The sequence below is a fragment of the Brevibacillus migulae genome (assembly GCF_004521915.1).
In the GTDB taxonomy this organism is placed as follows: domain Bacteria; phylum Bacillota; class Bacilli; order Brevibacillales; family Brevibacillaceae; genus Brevibacillus_F; species Brevibacillus_F migulae.
Genome location: NZ_SDKD01000009.1, coordinates 105,280 through 123,263 on the forward strand (window position 1 = coordinate 105,280; position 17,984 = coordinate 123,263).

Annotated in this window: 21 protein-coding genes and 1 pseudogene; 11 read left to right on the forward strand and 11 right to left on the reverse strand. The window is 50.2% G+C overall.

Going from position 1 to position 17,984, the window contains the following annotated elements; all coding sequences use genetic code 11:
- The first annotated feature begins 88 nt into the window (after positions 1 to 88).
- The 7 genes from EIZ37_RS12350 to EIZ37_RS12380 all read left to right on the forward strand — a co-directional run bounded on the left by EIZ37_RS12350 (position 89) and on the right by EIZ37_RS12380 (position 6,219).
- Positions 89 to 1,270, forward strand: coding sequence for an MFS transporter (locus EIZ37_RS12350; RefSeq protein ID WP_134685008.1), 1,182 nt, complete (start codon positions 89 to 91; stop codon positions 1,268 to 1,270).
- 231 nt (positions 1,271 to 1,501) lie between these two features.
- Entirely contained in the window at positions 1,502 to 1,846 is a 345-nt protein-coding gene (locus tag EIZ37_RS12355; protein ID WP_134684914.1) for an ArsR/SmtB family transcription factor, read from the forward strand.
- 29 nt (positions 1,847 to 1,875) lie between these two features.
- Entirely contained in the window at positions 1,876 to 2,391 is a 516-nt protein-coding gene (locus tag EIZ37_RS12360; RefSeq protein ID WP_134684915.1) for an SRPBCC domain-containing protein, read from the forward strand.
- A gap of 182 nt (positions 2,392 to 2,573) precedes the next feature.
- On the forward strand, positions 2,574 to 2,987 hold the full coding sequence (locus EIZ37_RS12365; protein WP_134684916.1) for a BlaI/MecI/CopY family transcriptional regulator: 414 nt from the start codon (positions 2,574 to 2,576) through the stop codon (positions 2,985 to 2,987).
- Between the two features lie 3 nt (positions 2,988 to 2,990).
- Positions 2,991 to 3,842, forward strand: coding sequence for a M56 family metallopeptidase (locus EIZ37_RS12370; protein ID WP_134684917.1), 852 nt, complete (start codon positions 2,991 to 2,993; stop codon positions 3,840 to 3,842).
- Between the two features lie 77 nt (positions 3,843 to 3,919).
- Positions 3,920 to 4,324 (forward strand): DoxX family protein, encoded by a 405-nt coding sequence (locus EIZ37_RS12375; RefSeq protein WP_134685009.1) that lies wholly within the window; start codon positions 3,920 to 3,922, stop codon positions 4,322 to 4,324.
- A gap of 524 nt (positions 4,325 to 4,848) precedes the next feature.
- Positions 4,849 to 6,219, forward strand: coding sequence for an aldehyde dehydrogenase (locus EIZ37_RS12380; protein ID WP_134684918.1), 1,371 nt, complete (start codon positions 4,849 to 4,851; stop codon positions 6,217 to 6,219).
- Between the two features lie 59 nt (positions 6,220 to 6,278).
- Here the strand turns inward: EIZ37_RS12380 and EIZ37_RS12385 are convergent, their stop codons facing one another.
- From EIZ37_RS12385 to EIZ37_RS12410, 6 genes and pseudogenes are all read right to left on the reverse strand, one after another.
- On the reverse strand, positions 6,279 to 6,761 hold the full coding sequence (locus tag EIZ37_RS12385) for an NUDIX hydrolase (protein ID WP_328591357.1): 483 nt from the start codon (positions 6,759 to 6,761) through the stop codon (positions 6,279 to 6,281).
- A gap of 60 nt (positions 6,762 to 6,821) precedes the next feature.
- Positions 6,822 to 6,959: pseudogene (locus EIZ37_RS26405) on the reverse strand (VOC family protein); the annotation flags it as partial.
- A gap of 218 nt (positions 6,960 to 7,177) precedes the next feature.
- Positions 7,178 to 7,924 (reverse strand): ABC transporter permease, encoded by a 747-nt coding sequence (locus EIZ37_RS12395; protein WP_134685011.1) that lies wholly within the window; start codon positions 7,922 to 7,924, stop codon positions 7,178 to 7,180.
- A gap of 24 nt (positions 7,925 to 7,948) precedes the next feature.
- Positions 7,949 to 8,644 (reverse strand): ABC transporter ATP-binding protein, encoded by a 696-nt coding sequence (locus EIZ37_RS12400; protein WP_134684919.1) that lies wholly within the window; start codon positions 8,642 to 8,644, stop codon positions 7,949 to 7,951.
- A 20-nt stretch (positions 8,645 to 8,664) separates the two neighbouring features.
- A complete protein-coding gene (locus tag EIZ37_RS12405) occupies positions 8,665 to 8,943 on the reverse strand; it encodes a hypothetical protein (protein WP_134684920.1) in 279 nt (92 codons plus the stop codon).
- 156 nt (positions 8,944 to 9,099) lie between these two features.
- Positions 9,100 to 10,005, reverse strand: a complete 906-nt coding sequence (locus EIZ37_RS12410) for a DMT family transporter (protein WP_134684921.1) — start codon at positions 10,003 to 10,005, stop codon at positions 9,100 to 9,102.
- A 186-nt stretch (positions 10,006 to 10,191) separates the two neighbouring features.
- Here EIZ37_RS12410 and EIZ37_RS12415 point away from each other — a divergent pair, with 186 nt between their 5' ends.
- Positions 10,192 to 10,749 carry a cysteine hydrolase family protein gene (locus tag EIZ37_RS12415; RefSeq protein WP_134684922.1) on the forward strand — a complete coding sequence of 186 codons (558 nt, stop codon included), beginning with the start codon at positions 10,192 to 10,194 and terminating at the stop codon, positions 10,747 to 10,749.
- A 61-nt stretch (positions 10,750 to 10,810) separates the two neighbouring features.
- On the opposite strand, the gene EIZ37_RS12420 is transcribed toward EIZ37_RS12415, so the two are convergent.
- The 3 genes from EIZ37_RS12420 to EIZ37_RS12430 form a co-directional block, all read right to left on the reverse strand.
- Positions 10,811 to 11,989, reverse strand: a complete 1,179-nt coding sequence (locus EIZ37_RS12420; protein ID WP_134684923.1) for an ABC transporter permease — start codon at positions 11,987 to 11,989, stop codon at positions 10,811 to 10,813.
- Positions 11,982 to 12,722 (reverse strand): ABC transporter ATP-binding protein, encoded by a 741-nt coding sequence (locus EIZ37_RS12425; protein WP_134684924.1) that lies wholly within the window; start codon positions 12,720 to 12,722, stop codon positions 11,982 to 11,984. The genes EIZ37_RS12420 and EIZ37_RS12425 overlap by 8 nt, the downstream gene beginning before the upstream one ends.
- 77 nt (positions 12,723 to 12,799) lie before the next feature.
- Positions 12,800 to 13,552, reverse strand: coding sequence for a sirohydrochlorin chelatase (locus EIZ37_RS12430; protein WP_134684925.1), 753 nt, complete (start codon positions 13,550 to 13,552; stop codon positions 12,800 to 12,802).
- 213 nt (positions 13,553 to 13,765) lie between these two features.
- Between EIZ37_RS12430 and EIZ37_RS12435 the strand changes: the two genes are divergently transcribed.
- Together EIZ37_RS12435 and EIZ37_RS12440 are read left to right on the forward strand one after the other, a co-directional pair.
- Positions 13,766 to 14,239, forward strand: coding sequence for a redoxin domain-containing protein (locus EIZ37_RS12435; protein ID WP_134684926.1), 474 nt, complete (start codon positions 13,766 to 13,768; stop codon positions 14,237 to 14,239).
- Positions 14,232 to 14,678 carry a Fur family transcriptional regulator gene (locus EIZ37_RS12440; protein WP_167568827.1) on the forward strand — a complete coding sequence of 149 codons (447 nt, stop codon included), beginning with the start codon at positions 14,232 to 14,234 and terminating at the stop codon, positions 14,676 to 14,678. Before EIZ37_RS12435 ends, EIZ37_RS12440 begins: the two co-directional genes overlap by 8 nt.
- Here EIZ37_RS12440 and EIZ37_RS12445 read toward each other — a convergent pair.
- Complete coding sequence (locus EIZ37_RS12445; RefSeq protein WP_134684928.1) at positions 14,675 to 15,118, reverse strand: hypothetical protein; 444 nt, start codon at positions 15,116 to 15,118, stop codon at positions 14,675 to 14,677. The genes EIZ37_RS12440 and EIZ37_RS12445 overlap by 4 nt on opposite strands.
- 67 nt (positions 15,119 to 15,185) lie before the next feature.
- Complete coding sequence (brnQ, locus tag EIZ37_RS12450; protein WP_134684929.1) at positions 15,186 to 16,538, reverse strand: branched-chain amino acid transport system II carrier protein; 1,353 nt, start codon at positions 16,536 to 16,538, stop codon at positions 15,186 to 15,188.
- A gap of 149 nt (positions 16,539 to 16,687) precedes the next feature.
- Between brnQ and EIZ37_RS12455 the strand changes: the two genes are divergently transcribed.
- Complete coding sequence (locus EIZ37_RS12455) at positions 16,688 to 17,962, forward strand: ATP-binding protein (RefSeq protein ID WP_134684930.1); 1,275 nt, start codon at positions 16,688 to 16,690, stop codon at positions 17,960 to 17,962.
- Positions 17,963 to 17,984 lie beyond the last annotated feature (22 nt).

A 17,984-nucleotide genomic window follows, 5' to 3' on the forward strand; every position in this document is an offset into this window, starting at 1 on the left:
GTTTTCGCAAATCATGTCTAACGCTAGTCCTTAGCGCGTACATCTGTAAGGGAGGTTCTATACAGAGGAGTAAGGAGGGGTGAATGGTTTGAGAACCGCCATCTGGCTGTATTTGTTTCTGTTCGTGGCACTGTTCGATCTGCATGCTCAGTATCCGATATTAACGCCTTTTGCCATATCCCTGGGCGCGGCGCCGTCGTTCATCGGACTGATGATGGGGATGTATTCGATCACGCATGTGCCGGGCAATCTGTTAGCCGGCTTTAGTGTCGATCGCTATGGAAGCAGACTGTTCATTGTGCTTAGCCTGTTGCTTGCAGGCGTCATCCTTCTCTTCCAAGCGCATGTCTCAAATCCATGGCAGCTATTGCTCTTGCGCTCGATCAGCGGCTTCGTGCTTGCCTTCTTGTCGCCGGCTTGCATGACGCTGCTGGCAAAAATCGCGAAGGATCATTTCATGCAAAGAAAGCTGATGACGGGGAATGGATTGGTGCATACACTGGCATCCATCGTGTCTCCCGCAGCAGGCGCGATTTTGGTTGCGAAAATTGGGTTTAGCGCAGCGTTTACCGTACTCGGCTGGACGCTCATCGTCATTGCGTTTTGTGCGCTTCTCTTTATCCATGATCAACCAATGGGGAAAGAGAAAACATCCATGCTGGAAGATAGGACTGGCCACACTCCTCACTCCGACTCCCTGACCGCGGCTTCAGCGGGAGGGACAGCTGGCCCCTACACCTGGATTGCTTTCTTACTGCCTATAGGCATCTCATGTTCACAGGGAATCCTGTTTTTCGAGCTTCCTTTGATGGATACCTCGCAAAAAGGGATGCTAACCACAGGCTTGCTGTTCTCATTAGTGAGTATCGGATCGCTCGTCACGTTGAGCATGCTGTTCTTGAACCGGTTTTCGCCATTCAACCGAACGATGGTCGGAACCGGCCTGCTCGCCATGACCTTCTACGGAATGGCAGCCGGCGCATCCGTCCCCTTGTTCATGATGCTTTTGATCGTCGGAATGGCCAAAGGCGTACTCTTTCCGGCGATGTCCTCCATGTTCATTGAATTAAGCGGCCGCGAACGCTATGGGCGCATGTTCTCCTTCATGTCCATCGCCTTTTCGGTCGGCGCCTTCGTCGGCCCCCTGGCGGCTGGAGTTTTACGCGATTATGTGTCCTCGTATTTCGTGGCTTTCGTTGTATTGATGCTGGTTTTTGCCGTACTGCCGCTGCATCGGTATGGGATCCCCGCGACCACTGTGCGAGTATGACAAGTGGACGAAGCAATAAAGCGGCGCTGCTTTCCGGCTGATTAGCGCCATCCGCAAGAGCCTCATCTTTTCGGAGATGAGGCTCTGCCGCTTACCTGGAAAGGTTTGCAAAAAATATTCCTTTACAAGAATATTCCTGTTGGGGTATATTTTAAGCAACAAGGAAATGAACATGGTGATAAAGGAGGGGTGACTGATACCGAGAGACTATCACATGATGAGGTGAACAGCATGTCAAGGAAGCATCTCGGCATAGATATAACCACGCTAAGCGCTTTGGCCGAACCGAATCGTATGAATATCGTTGAGCTCTTGCGCGATGGTCCCCTGACCGTAGGGGAAATCGCCGAGCGGCTGGGGCTCAGACAGCCCCAAGCCTCGAAACATCTGAAGGTGCTTAGCGACAGCGGGATTGTGGAAGTGCACGCAGTGGCCAACCGTCGGATTTACAAGCTCCGGCCCGAGCCCTTCCAAGCGCTGGATTCTTGGATAAAGTCCTTCCAGAAAACGATGCAAGAAAGATTCGACAATCTGGATGACTACTTGCGTGAATTGCAGAACGAGGAAAAACCATAATTCTTTCATGATCATAAGGAGGAAGTCCAATGACAAACAACACAATGGTTTCGAGAGTTGAGAATGAGCGGGTACTGGTGCTGGAGCGCGTATTCGATGCGCCGCGCGAGCTCGTGTTCAAGATGTTTAAAGAGCCGGAGCATCTGAAACGCTGGTGGGGACCGAGAGGCTGGGAGGTTCCTGTCTGCACCGTCGATTTTCGTCCGGGCGGTGTCTGGCATTACTGCATGAAGTGCGTTGATCAGAACCAAGGCGATTTTTTCGGGATGGAATCTTGGGGCAAAGGGGTTTATAAGGAAATTGTCGAGCCCGAGAAGATCGTCTACACCGATTATTTTTCGGATGCGGAAGGCAATGTGAATGAAGCCATGCCGTCGACCGAGATCACGATGGAATTCATTGATCAGGACGGCAAAACGAAGCTGGTCAACCGTGCCGAATACGTATCAGCCGATGCTCTCAAGACGGTTATGGACATGGGCATGCTCCAAGGCATCACCGAGACTTGGGATCGACTGGAAGAGCGTCTGAACGAGTGCAAGTAAGAAGAAGTTGTCGAGTCCTTCTTTAGTGGAAGTTTTTCATGCTGGATCAGGATGATTGGATACGGCCACCTGGCTTCACAAGCTGGGGGCCGTTTCTGTTTGTAAATTTTTCCTTTTTCTTTCCCTTAACGCTTGACTTGCATCTGCCGATGACACTACAATACGTAGTGTGAGGTGCTGCAATGAAATTTCATCATTTTAAAATGCATGAGTCAGGACTCAACCGTTTTTTTGGACCGCTGGAAGCAAAAATCATGAATATCCTATGGGATGAACGCGAGCTGAGCATTAAGGAAGTTCAGCAAAGGCTGGAGAAGGAAAAACAAATTAATTTCAACACCGTCATGACTGTCATGAACAGGCTTGTCGAAAAAGGCTTTTTGCAAAAAAGAGCCCATGGCCGTTCGTCACTGTATCTTCCCGTCCAGTCGAAAGCGGATTTCATCAATGACCAATCAAAAGAATTGACCCATGAGCTGATCGAGGAATTCGGCACCTTGGTCGTCAACCATATGCTCGATCATCTCGAGGAAGCAGACCCAGAACTGTTAGAAAAACTGGAACAAAAAATCTTGCAATTGAAAAAGGAAAAATGAGACATGTGGGAAAATCGGTCGCGCCTTCTTTTTTTATCAGGTGTTTTGATTGCCGGATTTGTCTTTTTCCAAATGGGGATGTACCTGCTCTACGGTCTGATGGGTTGGGAATTGCGGTTTAACTTCTTTCAAATGTGCAGCATGACGATCCGCTCCATGGGACTTGGTCCGGTCATTTACCTGTTCAACGCCCTGATCGTGTTCACATTTCTGCTCGCGTTATCGATGACCTTGCACCAGCTCTGGCTAGCGAACCGTTTTGCCGCCAAGCTGTCATTGTGTGAGCAGCGCGAGGAAACGGCCCGGATCAACCGACTTTTCGGCGAAGGAAAAAATGAGTTTCTCGTTGTGCAGCAGCAGGAGCCTTTTGCCTTCACCTATGGCTTTATCCAGCCAAAAATCGTGCTATCTACCGGCCTTTTACAGCTTTTGGATGAGCAGGAGCTGTCTGCCGTCATCCATCATGAGATCTTTCACCGCAAGCACGCAGATCCGCTCAAATCTTTTCTGATGTCTTTGTTCGCAAAAGTGCTATGGTTCATTCCCGTGCTCAAGCATCTGGATGCCAACTACAAAATCATTCGGGAAGTGTTGGCGGATCATCATGCCATGGAGCATGCTGGCGGCACGATCCCGCTGGGCAGCGCACTGCTGAAGCTGTTGAAAAAGGGAACGTTTATCCCGTCGCCCGCAGCCGTGCATGTTTCCATTGGCGGAGCTTCCATCAACCTCCGCATCCAACGCATACTGGACCCTCAAACAAATATTCCATTTGTACTGCCAACCACATCCGTCGTCATTTCTCTGAGTACCGTATTGATATTCGTTCAGGTCTTCCTGGTCGCCATGACCTGATTTTTTTTACGATGTTACACTACACGACGTAGTTTAACATAGATCAAAGACAGATACATAAAGGGAGGAGAAAAACGATGCTTTTGAAAAAATATCCGGAGATTGGCACGTTGATCGTGCGAATAGTGGTCGGCTTGATCTTCTTCATGCACGGACTGTCGAAGTTTCAAGGCGGCCTTTCCGGAGCAGCCGGCTTCTTTGAAAAGATGGGCATTCCGGGATTCATGGCCTACGTAGTTGCCACTATTGAGCTGCTCGGGGGGCTGCTCGTGATCATCGGGATTGGCTCGCAAATCATCCCGTTCCTGTTTGCCGCGATCATGCTGGTCGTCATGTTTGTCATGCCCCCAGGCGAGAGAGGCTTCTTTTCGAGCCACGAATTGCATATCTGCCTGTTGGCCATGTCGGTCTATCTCACGCTAAGCGGCAGCAAGCTGCTCGCGCTGGAACAAAAGCTGTTTGCGCGCAAAGAGGTCGGATAATTCCCACAATCGATGACAGCGGCAGCCTTGGACGATACGAAGTCCGAGACTGTCGCTGTTTTCCTTTTGCTGACGATTCGCCTTGTTCAGAACCTTCTTCGAATCACCAGTTATCGTACCGGTGCGATTCAAAACGTCTACTAATTTTTCATAATCGGTTCAAGAACATGTGACGATCACATTCACCATGTGTAAAATGAACGAAAAGGACTTGATCATTTTTCATATTTTGATTTATAAGGAGAAACATCATGCCAATAGCTGCTGTTCTGTTTTCCCTATTTTTATTCGGGCTTTCCACATGGTTAAGTGGCCTAATGTTTCGAAACAAAAGAATTACAGACATCGGCATGACATTATTCATTATTTCTTTTGTAACCATCTTTTTTCTTTTGGTCACACAATTTCATTGGATCTAAGGACAACCACGTAAAGATTCCACTGTACCCAATGAGTAAGGAGCAAGGATTAAGGAGATTAGTATGAAGTAGAACCTATCCATACAAAGGCAGGGCATGTACCTTATGGAAAACTACCGATCGCTCGTCGAAAAGCAAAAACAGTATTTTCGCACCGGCGCAACGAAAGACATTGCTTATCGTCTGAATGCGCTGCAAACATTGAGAGACGGAATCAAAAATCACGAACAGAAGTTTATTGACGCTCTCAAAGCAGATCTAAACAAATCCGAATTTGAAGCGTACTCTACCGAAATCGGCATCGTCCTGGAGGAAATACGCTTTACGCTGAAACATCTACGCAAATGGGCGAAGCCGCAGAAAGTAAAAACGCCGCTCACCCATATCGGCTCCACTGGCTATATTTATCCCGAGCCCTACGGCACAGCGCTGATTATTTCCCCCTGGAATTACCCGTTTCAATTGGCCATTGCCCCTCTAATAGGTGCCATTGCCGCTGGAAATTGCTCGATCCTGAAGCCTTCCGAGCTGACGCCGAAAACCTCGGCCGTATTAGGAGAGCTGATTCACGCCCTCTTTCCCGAAGAATATATTACGGTCGTTCAAGGTGGCGTGGAAACCAGCCAAGCCCTGCTTCAGGAAAAAACCGATACGATCTTTTTCACCGGCAGCGTCCCCGTTGGGAAAATCGTGATGGAAGCCGCGTCCAAGAATCTGATCCCCGTAACGTTGGAATTGGGCGGAAAAAGCCCCTGTATCGTGCACGAGGACGCCAATATCAAGCTGGCGGCCAAGCGGATCGCTTGGGGCAAGTTCTTGAATGCCGGCCAAACCTGCATAGCGCCGGATTACCTGTATCTTCATCAAAGCATCAGAGAGAAATTTCTTACCCATCTTCACGAATCGATCAAAGAGCTGTATGGAGAAAGGCCGTTGACGAATCCAAACTACACGCGGATCGTCAGCGAAAGGCACTTCGATCGTCTCGCGTCTTTTCTCACGAACGGCGTTATCCGCATCGGCGGGAACACAAACAAAGACGGGCTGGCTATCGAACCGACCGTACTGACCAGGATTACCTGGGACGATCCCGTGATGCAGGATGAAATCTTCGGACCCATTCTTCCCGTCCTGGAATATAGTCAGCTCTCTGAAGTGATAGAAGGGATTCGGAATCATCCGAATCCGCTCGCGCTCTATGTCTTTACAGAATCCGATGCCACAGCGCAGGAGGTGTTGCAAAGCATCTCCTTTGGCGGGGGGTGCGTGAATGATACCGTCTATCATGTTGCCTCCCCGTATCTGCCCTTCGGCGGTGTCGGCAGCAGCGGGGTCGGTGCCTATCATGGCAAAGGAAGCTTCGATACGTTCTCTCACCACAAGAGCGTCCTGAAACAAACAACGCTCTTCGATATACCCTTCCGTTACCCAAACATGAAGAACGGATTGAAAAAACTCAAATATTTCTTGAAATGAACGAATGAAAACCGCCCGACAAGGCGGTTTTTCACGTATTTCAACTGCCCCTCCGGCGGTCAGGTAATTGTTTCATGGAAGAGATCTAATGGATAAGTGAGTTGATTCCGTAACCGATTTATGATTTGTTTGATCACACGTCCATCACGAAATTCATCCTGCTTCATGCTGATGAGATCGGATACCTTTACCCATTTGCACTCGAGGATCCCTTCCTCTCTATTCAACACACCGCCCGCAATTTTGCCTGTAAAATGAAAGAGGATCACTTGATTCCCTACACTGCTGATGAACGTATAAACCCCTGTTGTGTTTATAAGCTCTACATCCAACCCTGTTTCCTCTTTTACCTCCCTGCGTGCGGCAGACAGAATTTCTTCACCCTCTTCCATGCGGCCGCCTGGAAAGTTCCACTTTTGGATGGCATTCGGTTTACTTTCTTTGATGATCAACACTTTTTCGTCTTTGAATATGGTTACACTGGCCACTAATATGATTCCATTCTGGTTCATCACGTTCTCCTCCGCCACTCTCATGGCCATCTATATGCCACTTTTTGCGATCCTCCACCGATTTTTTCGCATCGACAACATACTGCTGCCTCACCGATGATCCGCCAAGATCGTTTTCATGCGTTCCCTTTCCTCTGTTTTATCGAGATACTCGAAAAAACCGATTCTGTTTCCCCAAGGATCACAAAATGTCCCCCACTTGACAGGGACTTCTTCGCGGGCGAATATTCAACGTCCTTCCCCCAGTATAGCGAATCTTATCACAGGCTCCTTCTCAAAATTTGCTAGTTTAACGCGTAAGTAAACATCTGCCCCCTGCCGAGTCGATAGTACCCGCTTCCGAGTATGGCAAAGAATAAAGGGGAGGTTCGATCCATGCTCCGTCAGCAAAAAAACAAAAAACGGGCACCTCAGCCAATAGGCAGCCCGCTTTACGTATCGATCAATTAATTCGCACTCCCCAACCGGATCATCCGCTTACTTTCTGAATCCCAGCGAAAACTTAACACAGCCAGCGCCAGGACAAGCAGCGTGAAGCACCCAAGAATCAGCGCGTAGAAAAAAGCGGCGGACAAATTCCCTTGCACCGTGGCTTCGGCTGCTTGCACAAAGTACGTAAACGGTGAGCATTTGCTAAGCATCTGCACCCAAACCGGCGCATTCTCCAGGCTGTAAAACGCTTCGCTGAGAAACAGCATCGGCATCCCCGTCAGGTTGGAAATCATGTTCACCTGTCCCTCATTTTGGGCGAAGTTGGCCGCCACAAAGCCCAAGCTGACAAAACAGATTGTTCCCAGTATCAAAATGAGTACCAGCATCAGCAGACTGAGCGCATTGAAAGATACATGGAATACCATCATGCCTACCGCCAATGTAACCAGACTGACGATCAACCCCACTACCGTGCGTGCCCCCGTCAGACAGCTGACGAAGGAAGCGATCGAAAACGGCGTGGCTTTCAGCAGTTTGTAAACACCGCGGTTGCGCTGCTGCAGGACCCCGAAAGCCGTAATGTTCAGCGAGCCAAACAAGACGCTCATCGTCAGGACGCCTGCCAGCAGCTGCTGCGAATACTGCGGATCATCAAAATACGTACCCAAACCGACCAGCAATCCGATCGGAAAGGCGATGGACCAAAACAACGTCTGAGCATCGCGAAACAAGCTGCCCAGCATGGTCTTGAACACGATCATGCGCACTTTCGATTCCTCCTCTTTTTACTCCGTGAGTGTCAAATACAACTGCTCGAGATTGTGAACCTGATGCTTCTGTTTCAGCTGCTCGAGGGTTCCGCTTGCCCGCACTTGCCCATCGGCGATCATGATCACACGTGTGGCCAGCTTCTCCACCTCTTCCATATCATGCGAGGTGAACACGATCGATGTTCCCGCCGCTGCCAGCTTGCTGATCAGCTCGCGGATTTCATGTCTCGCCCGCGGATCCAGCGCCGCCGTTGGTTCATCCAGAAAAATCAGCTCGGGATTGTGCACCAGCGTCATGGCGATGGCCAACCGCTTTTGCTGACCGCCCGACAGCTTGGAGGCATCGGTTTTCCGGGCTCCCTCCAGTCCGCATCGGGCAAGCGTGTCGTTGAGCTGCTGATCCGTGATGTTGACTCCGTAAAAGGCGGCAAACAGACGAAGATTTTCCTGTGTGTTCAACTCCGGAAAAAAGGGAGTGGTTTGCAACTGCACCCCGATATGCTTATTGGGTTCTTGACACCAGTAGCGTACCGTGCCTTCATCCGGCTTACGCACGCCGATGACCATTTCGAGCGTGGTTGACTTGCCGGCACCATTGGGACCTATGATGGCAAGCACCTCTCCCCGATTTATCTGCAAGTCTATCCCCTTCACCACTGTCCGGTCGCCGTAGCGTTTCAGCAAGCGAACCGTACTCACCAGACTCTCCATTCAGGAATTCCTCCTTTCCTTTATTTATGGTTATCTTGCATATCTGCCGTTTTCAGGACATCCTTCAGGGAAACCATATAGTCGGTTGCCATTTTCACCGCTGTCTCCTGCGGCATGCCGGCAGCGATCAGCTCTTTGTAGAGCACACCGACCGCTTTCCCAATCTGGCTGCCCGCTTCTTCTGTATAGAAGCTTTTCATGATCCCGGAGATCAGCTGCGGCACTTTGTCGGAGGCAAGCTCCAGCAGTCCTTCCAGCTCCGCCAGATTGATGTTGTAGTTTTGATTGGATTTATTCATGAAGATCACTCCTTGATTTTGTTTTTGCTTTCATAAAGGTAGTCGCGGATCGTGAGCAAAAGGTTCACCGTCCCCAAGAAAAAATGAAAGCACAATGCCTGCTGCGCATCTGTCACGTAGCAGCACACTGTGCTTTGCCTCCATTAGATCCCCTCTTTACTTCTCACTAATCTCCAGCCTCAGCTCTTTCTTTTCCCCTGAACGCGTAATGACGATCAGCGCTGCCCCGGACAGCACCAAAAGTCCCCCCGCCATCTGCGCCAAGGACAGCTGATCTCCGAGCAAGAGCAGAGCGATAACACTGGTAACGACGGGCTCGATCGTGCTTAAGACGGAAGCTTTCGTCGCCCCGATCAGCCGGAGCCCCGCAAAAAAACAGACGATGGCCATTACCGTAGAAAACAAGACGATCCCTGCGATCGCTCCCCATGCTTGTCCGGGCAAATCGTAGCGCAACCCGTCTCCCGCAAAGGAAAACAGCAAAAACGACACCGAAGCAAACAAGGAAATATAGGCGCTGGTCAACAGCGGCGGCAGTGTCTGCACCACCCGATTTCCCAACACGATATAAAACGAATAAAAAACGGCAGCCCCAAACCCGAACAAAATGCCCAACGGATGAAGACCGTCAAACGCATTCCCCAAGACCAGCGCCAAGCCGCAAACCGACAGCAGCATGGCTCCCAACGTCTGCTTGTTCAGCTTTTCCTTCTCCAGCCAATAGGAAAGAATGGAGACAAAAATCGGAAAAGAGTATAACAGCAGTGCCGCCATCGAAGGCGAGATATAGTCGACAGCGGAGAAAAAGCTGAACGACTGCAGGGTATAAAGCACCCCGCCCAAGCCAATTAACGCGACCAACTGTTTCCGATTTACGCGCAGCGTTTCCTTTTTCCCGATTAGCAGGAGAAAAAAGAGGACAGCCGCCAGCAAAAAGCGCCAAAACAGCAGATTCGCTATACTTACATTCACTTGATACGCATACTCAGCCAGGATGGACATGACTCCAAAGCCAGCCGCTGACAAAAATACAAAGATACTCCCCCGCCACTGGGCATTCACCGTAACCACCTGCTTTTTTCATTTACCGAATACTATATCGATCCTGAATATGGTTGTATAGAGGAATTTTCCATAGGCGTGTCATATATGTAACACAACAAGGATAAGCGAGGTGATGGCGATGACAAATATATACTTGTATTTCCCGCAACGTTTCCTATCATGCCATGAAAGGGAGTTGTTTGATTGAAGCAAGCTCTTCTCGTCATTGATGCGCAGCAAGCCTTAATCGATGGATCAGATGGAGAAAAATCCGTATTTCAAAAAGAAACGCTGATTGAAAACATTAACACGGTGATCACCCAGGCCCGGCAGGCAGACGCCCTGCTCGTGTTCGTGAGGGACAAGGATGTCGCGAAAGGCGAAGGAGATGGCTTTCAGATCCATGCGGACATCCAAGTGCCGCTGGAAGCCCACATCTTTGACAAAAAAGCGACCAATTCGTTTTACGGAACTCCCCTGCTATCCTTTTTAACTGCGCATGACGTCAAGCATCTGGTCATCATGGGCTGCGCGACCGAATATTGTATCGATACAGCCGTGCGCACCGCAACCGTCAATGGGTTCGATGTCACGCTGGTGGGAGACGGCCATTCGACCCCTGGCTCCAGCACATTGTCCGCGGAACAGATCATCAGCCACCACAATCGCATACTCCACGGTCATTACAACGTCGATCATTTTTCAGTCGTTCGCAACACAGGTGAAGATTTATTCCAGCCGATTCACAATCAGTATCGATAAGCTCGCCATAAAGACCCGACATAAGACAAACACCGTTCTTTCCGAAGAACGGTGTTTTCCCTCATTTCACCAGCAGCCCTTCCCTCCGGAACAGCGCCGCTGCCAGACTGATCGTCAGCACCACATACAGAAGTGAAGTGGACAGCACGATCAGCACATGCCACGGTTCGATTTGGCCGTAGAAGATTTCCTTTAACAGCGCCGCCCCGTTAAAAATAGGCAAGAGATAATACGCAAAAGGTATGTCTGCTGGTGTCAGCGGCATGATTAGATAAGAAGGAATCAATGCGAGAAACGCGACCGGGGTCATATAGATGTGCGCTTCCCGCGGAGAGCGGGCAATCGTGCTGAGACACAGCTCCACTGCGGCGAAGAAGGCAGACAGGAGGACAAGCGTCCCCAGCAGCAGCACGGCGCTTTCCGGCTGCAGAAAGCTAATGGTCAGCTTCTCTCCCTCCTTTGGCTGCATGCGCAGCACCCACATGAGGCTCGCCCCCGAGGCCAACGAGCTGACCAAGCCCATCGTCATGACCGTCAGCAGCTTGGCCGTCAGGATGCTTTGGGCGGATACGGGGGCAGTAATCAGCGTCTCGAGCGTCCCGCGATCCTTTTCCCCCGCCACGATATCGGTTGCTACCGGGATGCCCCCCGAGGCGAGGGCAAGCATCAGCATCAAGGGAACGATGGAAGCCAGCATGCTCCCGGAGACTCTCTCCTGGGAAGCGAGATTGGAAACGGATAGGCTGATCGGATGCATCGCAGCAGAAGTAAGCCCCGCTGCCTCCAAACGCTTGCTGACAATCCCTTCTTCGTAGGTGCGGACACTCTTCTCAATCAATTCCCTGGCGTATACCGATTTTTGGTTGGCGGCATCATACCAGACTTCCATGTTGACGAGCGCCCCCTGCCGCAGCGCTTGATCCAGCTTGGGCGGAATCATGATCACGGCCCGTGCCGCTCCCTCCTTGACCGCTTGGATCGGATCAGCAGCGGTCAGCAGCTTGACACCCGGTTCCTTTTGCAAATGCGCGACAAGCCCCTGACTGGTGTCCCCCGTGATGACGATCGGCACATAGGCTCGCGCTTCCTGCTCTACATTGCTGATCGATTGGGTCATGAGATAGATGATGGAAGGAATGACGAGGAAGGGGATGACCAGAGCGGCAATCCATGTCTTGGTGTCCCGCCAGATATCGAGCAGTTCTTTCTGAAACATCATCCAGACGTGTCGGCTACTCAATCGGCTTCCCTCCCGTCACCAAGTGCACAAACAGATCATCCAGATCATGAATGCTGCTTTTCGCCCGCAAGGCGGGAATCGTCCCATGGAAAAGCAGCTTTCCTTTATGCATAATCGCCACACGGTCGCACAGCTTTTCGATCTCGCCCATGTTGTGGCTGGAAAAAAGAATCGTTTTTCCAGCTTGGCGCATCGTCGTGATCAATTGGCGGAAGATCACCGCAGCGCTGACATCCAGACCCGTCGTCGGTTCGTCCAGCAAGATGACCTGGGGATCATGGACGAGTGTGCGCGCGATGGCGACCTTTTGCTTCATCCCGCGTGAAAACGGGCCTACGCGCCTGTCGATAAAAGCGCCCATTTCCAGCATGTCTGCCAGATCGTCAATCCGCTTGTTCAACTCCATCCCTGCCAGCCCGTAAAGTGTACCAAAGAAGGCGATGTTCTCCCGTGCGGTCAGCCGATTGTACATGCCCACATCCCCACCGAAAAGAATCCCGATCTGGGTACGCACAGCCATCGCCTCTTTCTGAACACAATAGCCATTGATGCGGATCTCCCCGGTGGACGGCTTTAAGATGGTGGCCATCATCCTCATCGTCGTTGTTTTCCCCGCTCCATTTTCACCGATGAGGCCAAGCACTTCCCCTTTTCGGATGGAAAATGTCAGGGGTTCCACTGCGGTGATCGTACCAAAACATTTGCTGATGCCCTTTACGGTAACAGGTTCCACTGCAGCACGCTCCTATCGACCGAAAAAAATCTCCCTATTTGCTTATATGCATAGGAAGATTATTTCTCTACTGCTATTCAGTTTGCCTTGCTCAGTTCACGTTCAATCGTTTCCTGCATCCATCGGGTCACCATCGGGTGCGGCAGATAGGTCTTGCCGCTGTAAATGGATTCGACTCCTTCCAGTCGGCTCGGGATCACCTTTTTCGTAAAGTAGCCTTCACTGAGGAACAGCGGCAGCACGATGGTCCGATTTTTTTTCGACACAGCCTTTGCCCGATCGCTCACATTATCCGGATGCAGCGTTCCATAGGTCGCTCCCTTGAACCCCAGCTCATTGCGAAGCGTAACGGCCAGCCGCTGCAGGACACCTTCCCACTTTTTATGATACTCGCCTTCGTCAGCGCCATGACCGACCAACAACAATACTTCTGACTCCGGATCAGCGGAAAGCTCACGTACGCGCTCTTGCAGGATTTGGACGATCAGCGGATGATCATCCATCGGCGGGCAATAGGTGATCGTAGCCGAAGTCTCGATGCGTTCCCACTCTTCATCCTTTTTTTCGTCATGAATGCCGAGCAAATACCCGATCTCATCGATATGAGTGCTTCCTGATGCCACAAAGAGCGGCACTGCAATAATATGCGTTACGCCCTGGCTTTCCAAGGCTCGTATTCCATCTTCAATCAATCGGCCTTCCACCTGCTCCAAAAAACAGGTAACCACGGGTACAGGCACGTCCAAAGTGCTGACTGCTTCATCCACCAATGCCACCCAGGATGCATTGCTGGAACCATGACCGATAATCAATGCTCCACTTTTTTTCACGGAGGACAGCCTCTCTTTCCTCTAAATCTCGTTTGCTATGATGAAATATACCAACAAACGCAAGGTGAATCAACCGATTTCACCAATTCGCTATAAATATTATAATTTTAGAATGATTATTGATAAATACTCATATAGATGTTACGATAAAAAAAAGAATTATTTAATTAAAATCATTATCAACTGTAATATATGTCACGGAGGTGATCCTTGATGAAACGGATTCAAGCATTGTATAAGTACTCCTTGCCCTCCACAGAAGGAACCCGCGTCTCCTTTGGCCAATTGCTCAAAGAAACCGATGGTCTGATAATCCTCTCTTTCCCCTTCGCTTTCATGGACGAGAGCGAGCAGCATCTGACCTGGTTCCGCGACCATCACGAAGCCTTGCAAAAGCAGAATATCCGTATAGTTGGACTCGGCATCGACAGTATCTTTGCGCTTAAATCATTCCGTGAGAAGCTTCAGCTCCCGTTCCATCTCTTAAGCGATGCCAATCGCGAGGTCAGCCGCAGCTTGGAAATCTTGCTTCCGGAGGTGGAGGGAATCAAGCAAGTTCCATCCTTGTCTGTCGTCTATTTCGATCGGCTTCGCCATATGCGCCGCTGGGGAAATGGTCTGATTCAACCCGAATACGCCCAAATCGTAGATGTACTACAACGCCAGGAGGTTGCCGCGCATGGCTGACAGACTGATGCAAAAAGCGACAGAGGTGCTCCAGCAAGCTGGTATCCGAATGACTCCACAGCGTCGGGTCATCTTGCATAATCTGTATCACAACCGGAATCATCCTACCGTGGAAGAGCTGTTCCGCCAGATTTGCGACAACTATCCAGGCTTCCATTCCCTGAGCACGACCACCATTTATAACAACATGAGGATCTTGAAAAAGCACGGGCTGGTGAAAGAAATCTACAGCCATACCGGCATCACCCGCTATGACGGCAATATCGACACCCATCACCACCTGGTTTGCAAGATCTGTGACAAGATTACGGACTGTTATTACCCGCTCCCGCTTCCGATCGCCGAGCTGCAGGCTGCAGAAGGTTTTGCCGTAGATGACGTGTACATCGAAATCAGAGGCATTTGTCCCTCTTGCAAAGAAAACGCTTCCACCAATTAGAATAAGACGCTGAGGAGAAAAGCGGCGCGCTTCTCCCCTTGAAACGTCACTTGCACAACGCCTTGTTTCCCTCTCAACTCGACGGGAATAACCGAAGCGACCTCAAAAGGCCGCTTCTTTTTGTCTACATGGACACTCCTCTGCTTTTCCGGCGCAACGGGGATCAAGCGGCCAGACAGTGTGTAAAATTGCACAAAAATGGTTCCCGCCATCCCGCCGCTTTCGCCTTGGAAGACAATTGTATCGTCCGGTTCAGCCCGAACGCTCTTCAGCACAAAGAAAGGATGACTCAATTGAATCTCCTTTCCTTTGCGCCAATCATATAAGGTTAAGTCAAACTCCTGAATGCTCATCTGAGCGGAGTGGATGGCATGCATCGGCGCTTCAGGACCGATCGAGGAAAGCAGCAGCAATGCCTTCAGCAAAAAGTAGGGAATCATTTCCGTCACCTGCCGTTTTACTTGTTAGCATGCCACTTTTCCAGCAAATCACTCCGCATCCGCTCATCTAATTACTTGGCATCTCCCGATAATCGCGTTTTTCTACTTTTCGCTTCGGTCTCATCCCGCTCCATAAAAACCCGAGCAAACCGCCAACGAAGGCAGGCAGCAACCAGCCGATGCCTTCCGCATACAGCGGCAGATTTTTATACAGATTGGTGATAGACTCTACCGGCAGCCCCAATAGCTTCAACCCATCTACCAGACTGATCGCAGCTGTAGCGATCACGGCTCCTACATACACAGCCCGATAGCCCTTGAATGCTTTGTGCAGGAAAGCCAGCAGCATCAGTACGATCGCCAATGGATAAATCGCCATCAGCACAGGTACGGAAATCGAGATCAACTGGGTCAAGCCTACGTTGGCGACTGCCGCACTGAATATCGACAGGATCGTAGCCATCGTGCGGTAGGACACACGCGGCAATCGTTCGGAAAAGAAACGGCTGCACGCACTTACCAACCCGATCGATGTGGTCAGGCACGCCAGCATGACGGCCAAGCCCAGCAAAATGGTACCCAGCGGGCCGAACAGGTGATTGGCGACCCCGGTTAAGATCTGCCCGCCATTTTCCGATTGTCCCAGCGCTATGCTGGTTGCTCCGATGTATCCCAGAGCGAGGTAGACCATGCCTAATCCGGCTGCGGCAATGATCGCAGCTTTGATCGTTGCCCAAGAGACCGTTTTACGCTCTGTAACCCCGAGTGCCTCCACGGATGCCGTAACGACAATCCCAAACACCAGTGCAGCCAAGGCATCAAGTGTCAGATACCCTTCGAGAAAGCCTTTGAAAAAGGGTGCGGCTTGATAAGCTTCCGATGGACTGCCGATTTCCCCCATCGGCTTCAGCAAAGATTGTACAAACAACAGCGCAATAATCAACAGCAAGGCCGGGGTCAATATCTTCCCGATGCGATCCACCAGTTTGGATGGATTCAGAGCCAGCCAATACGTGATGGCAAAATAAATCACCGTAGTCAGAAACAAAGGAAGCCAGCTGTCCTTGGCAGCCTCCGGCAAAAACGGCAGGATCGCCATTTCAAACGTGACCGTTCCCGTACGCGGAATTGCCAGACATGGCCCAATCGCCAAATAGACAATCACCGTAAAAATCACGCCAAACCGCGGATGGACTCTGCCTGCCAATGTATGCAAATTCCCTCCGGCGACACTAATCGCTATGACACCTAGCAGCGGGAGTCCTACCCCAGTCACAATAAAACCGAGCATGGCCGTCCATACATTCGTACCTGCCGCTTGTCCCAAGGCAGGCGGAAAAATCATATTGCCAGCTCCAAAAAACAACGCAAACAACATCAAACCTACAGTAATGATTTCTCTCTTTGTTAATTCTCTCATATGACTCCTCTTTGACTTTTTTAATTTTATGAAAACTCAATATAGTATAAATGAATTTCCTCGCACTTGCAAATGGGAAGGTTTTCTGCCAAATTTAGTCGAAATAAAGAGGAGGGATGCACGTAGTTTGTCGAGAACGGGGATGAACCATGAGTCTAGCCAAACAAATGATTTTGCAAATCTTCTTTACTTTGATCCCGATGGTCGTCTTCAGTATCTACTACCGGGATAAACTCCGCAATTACAGCAAACGTTTCATATTCGTCACCAGCTCAATCTGCCTGCTGCTGTCCATGACATTCGCTGCCAGTGTGGTTGATGGTCTCATTTTTGATATACGCTATGTCATTTTGTTTTTCGGGCTCGTGTATGGCGGACTGCAGACGGGGATTCTTCTCATGATCGAATTTGCCCTATACCGTGCCTATATCGGTGGGCAAGGAGCTTGGGTCGCCATGCTCATCCAGGCCATCGTTTTCAGCTTATCCCTGTATATCTCAAAACTGTATAATGCCTCCTACCGCAAAAATATGGTCACGTTCTTTGCCAGTATTGTCTTTTCTTTGATTCCTCTTACCCTTACCTATTATTTTTTCCCGAGCTACGTCATGGAACATCTGACCTTCCATATCATTTTTATCCCTGTCCAGACATCACTCGGCATCTGGCTATTGATGACCTTGTTCAGCAAGTCCGTAGCGGATAAGGAAATCTACATCCGCCATGTCCAAAATGAAAAAGTGAAAACCATGAGTCATGTAGCGGCCTCGCTCGCGCATGAAGTTCGCAATCCGCTGACAGCTGTCAAAGGATTTTTGAAATTGATCCAGGAAGACAAGCAGGACCTCGTCAAGCTCGAGCAATATATCGACATCTGCCTGGATGAAGTTCAGCGCACGGAATCCATTCTCTCTGAATATCTGTCCATTTCCAAGCCGCTTACCCAAAAACATGAACCGCTCGATTTGTCTGCGCAGCTCATCAGCATCCGCGATGTGATGTCTCCATTCGCCAATATGCATAATGTACTCCTTCAGGTGCAGACACCGAATATTCCCGTCATGATATGGGCCAACCCCGATGAAATCAAGCAGGTACTGGTGAACTTCGTCAAAAATGCGATAGAAGCCTGCGCGGATGTTCAGCATGGCGCCGTGCTCCTCAAACTGGTGAAAAAGGAAAACGAAGCGGTCCTGGTGATCAAGGATAACGGTGTCGGTATGAATGCCGAACAAATCAACCGCTTGGGCTCTATTTATTTCTCTACCAAGTCCAGCGGTACGGGACTGGGGCTGACGTATTCCTATCAAGTGATCCATGCGATCGGCGGCACCGTATCCGTTTACAGCAAGCCGCAGATGGGCACTGTCTTTACCATCACGTTTCCAGGCATGGCGGAAAAAGAAGCAGGATCGTCTTGGTAAGAGGACGATCCTGCATTCGTTG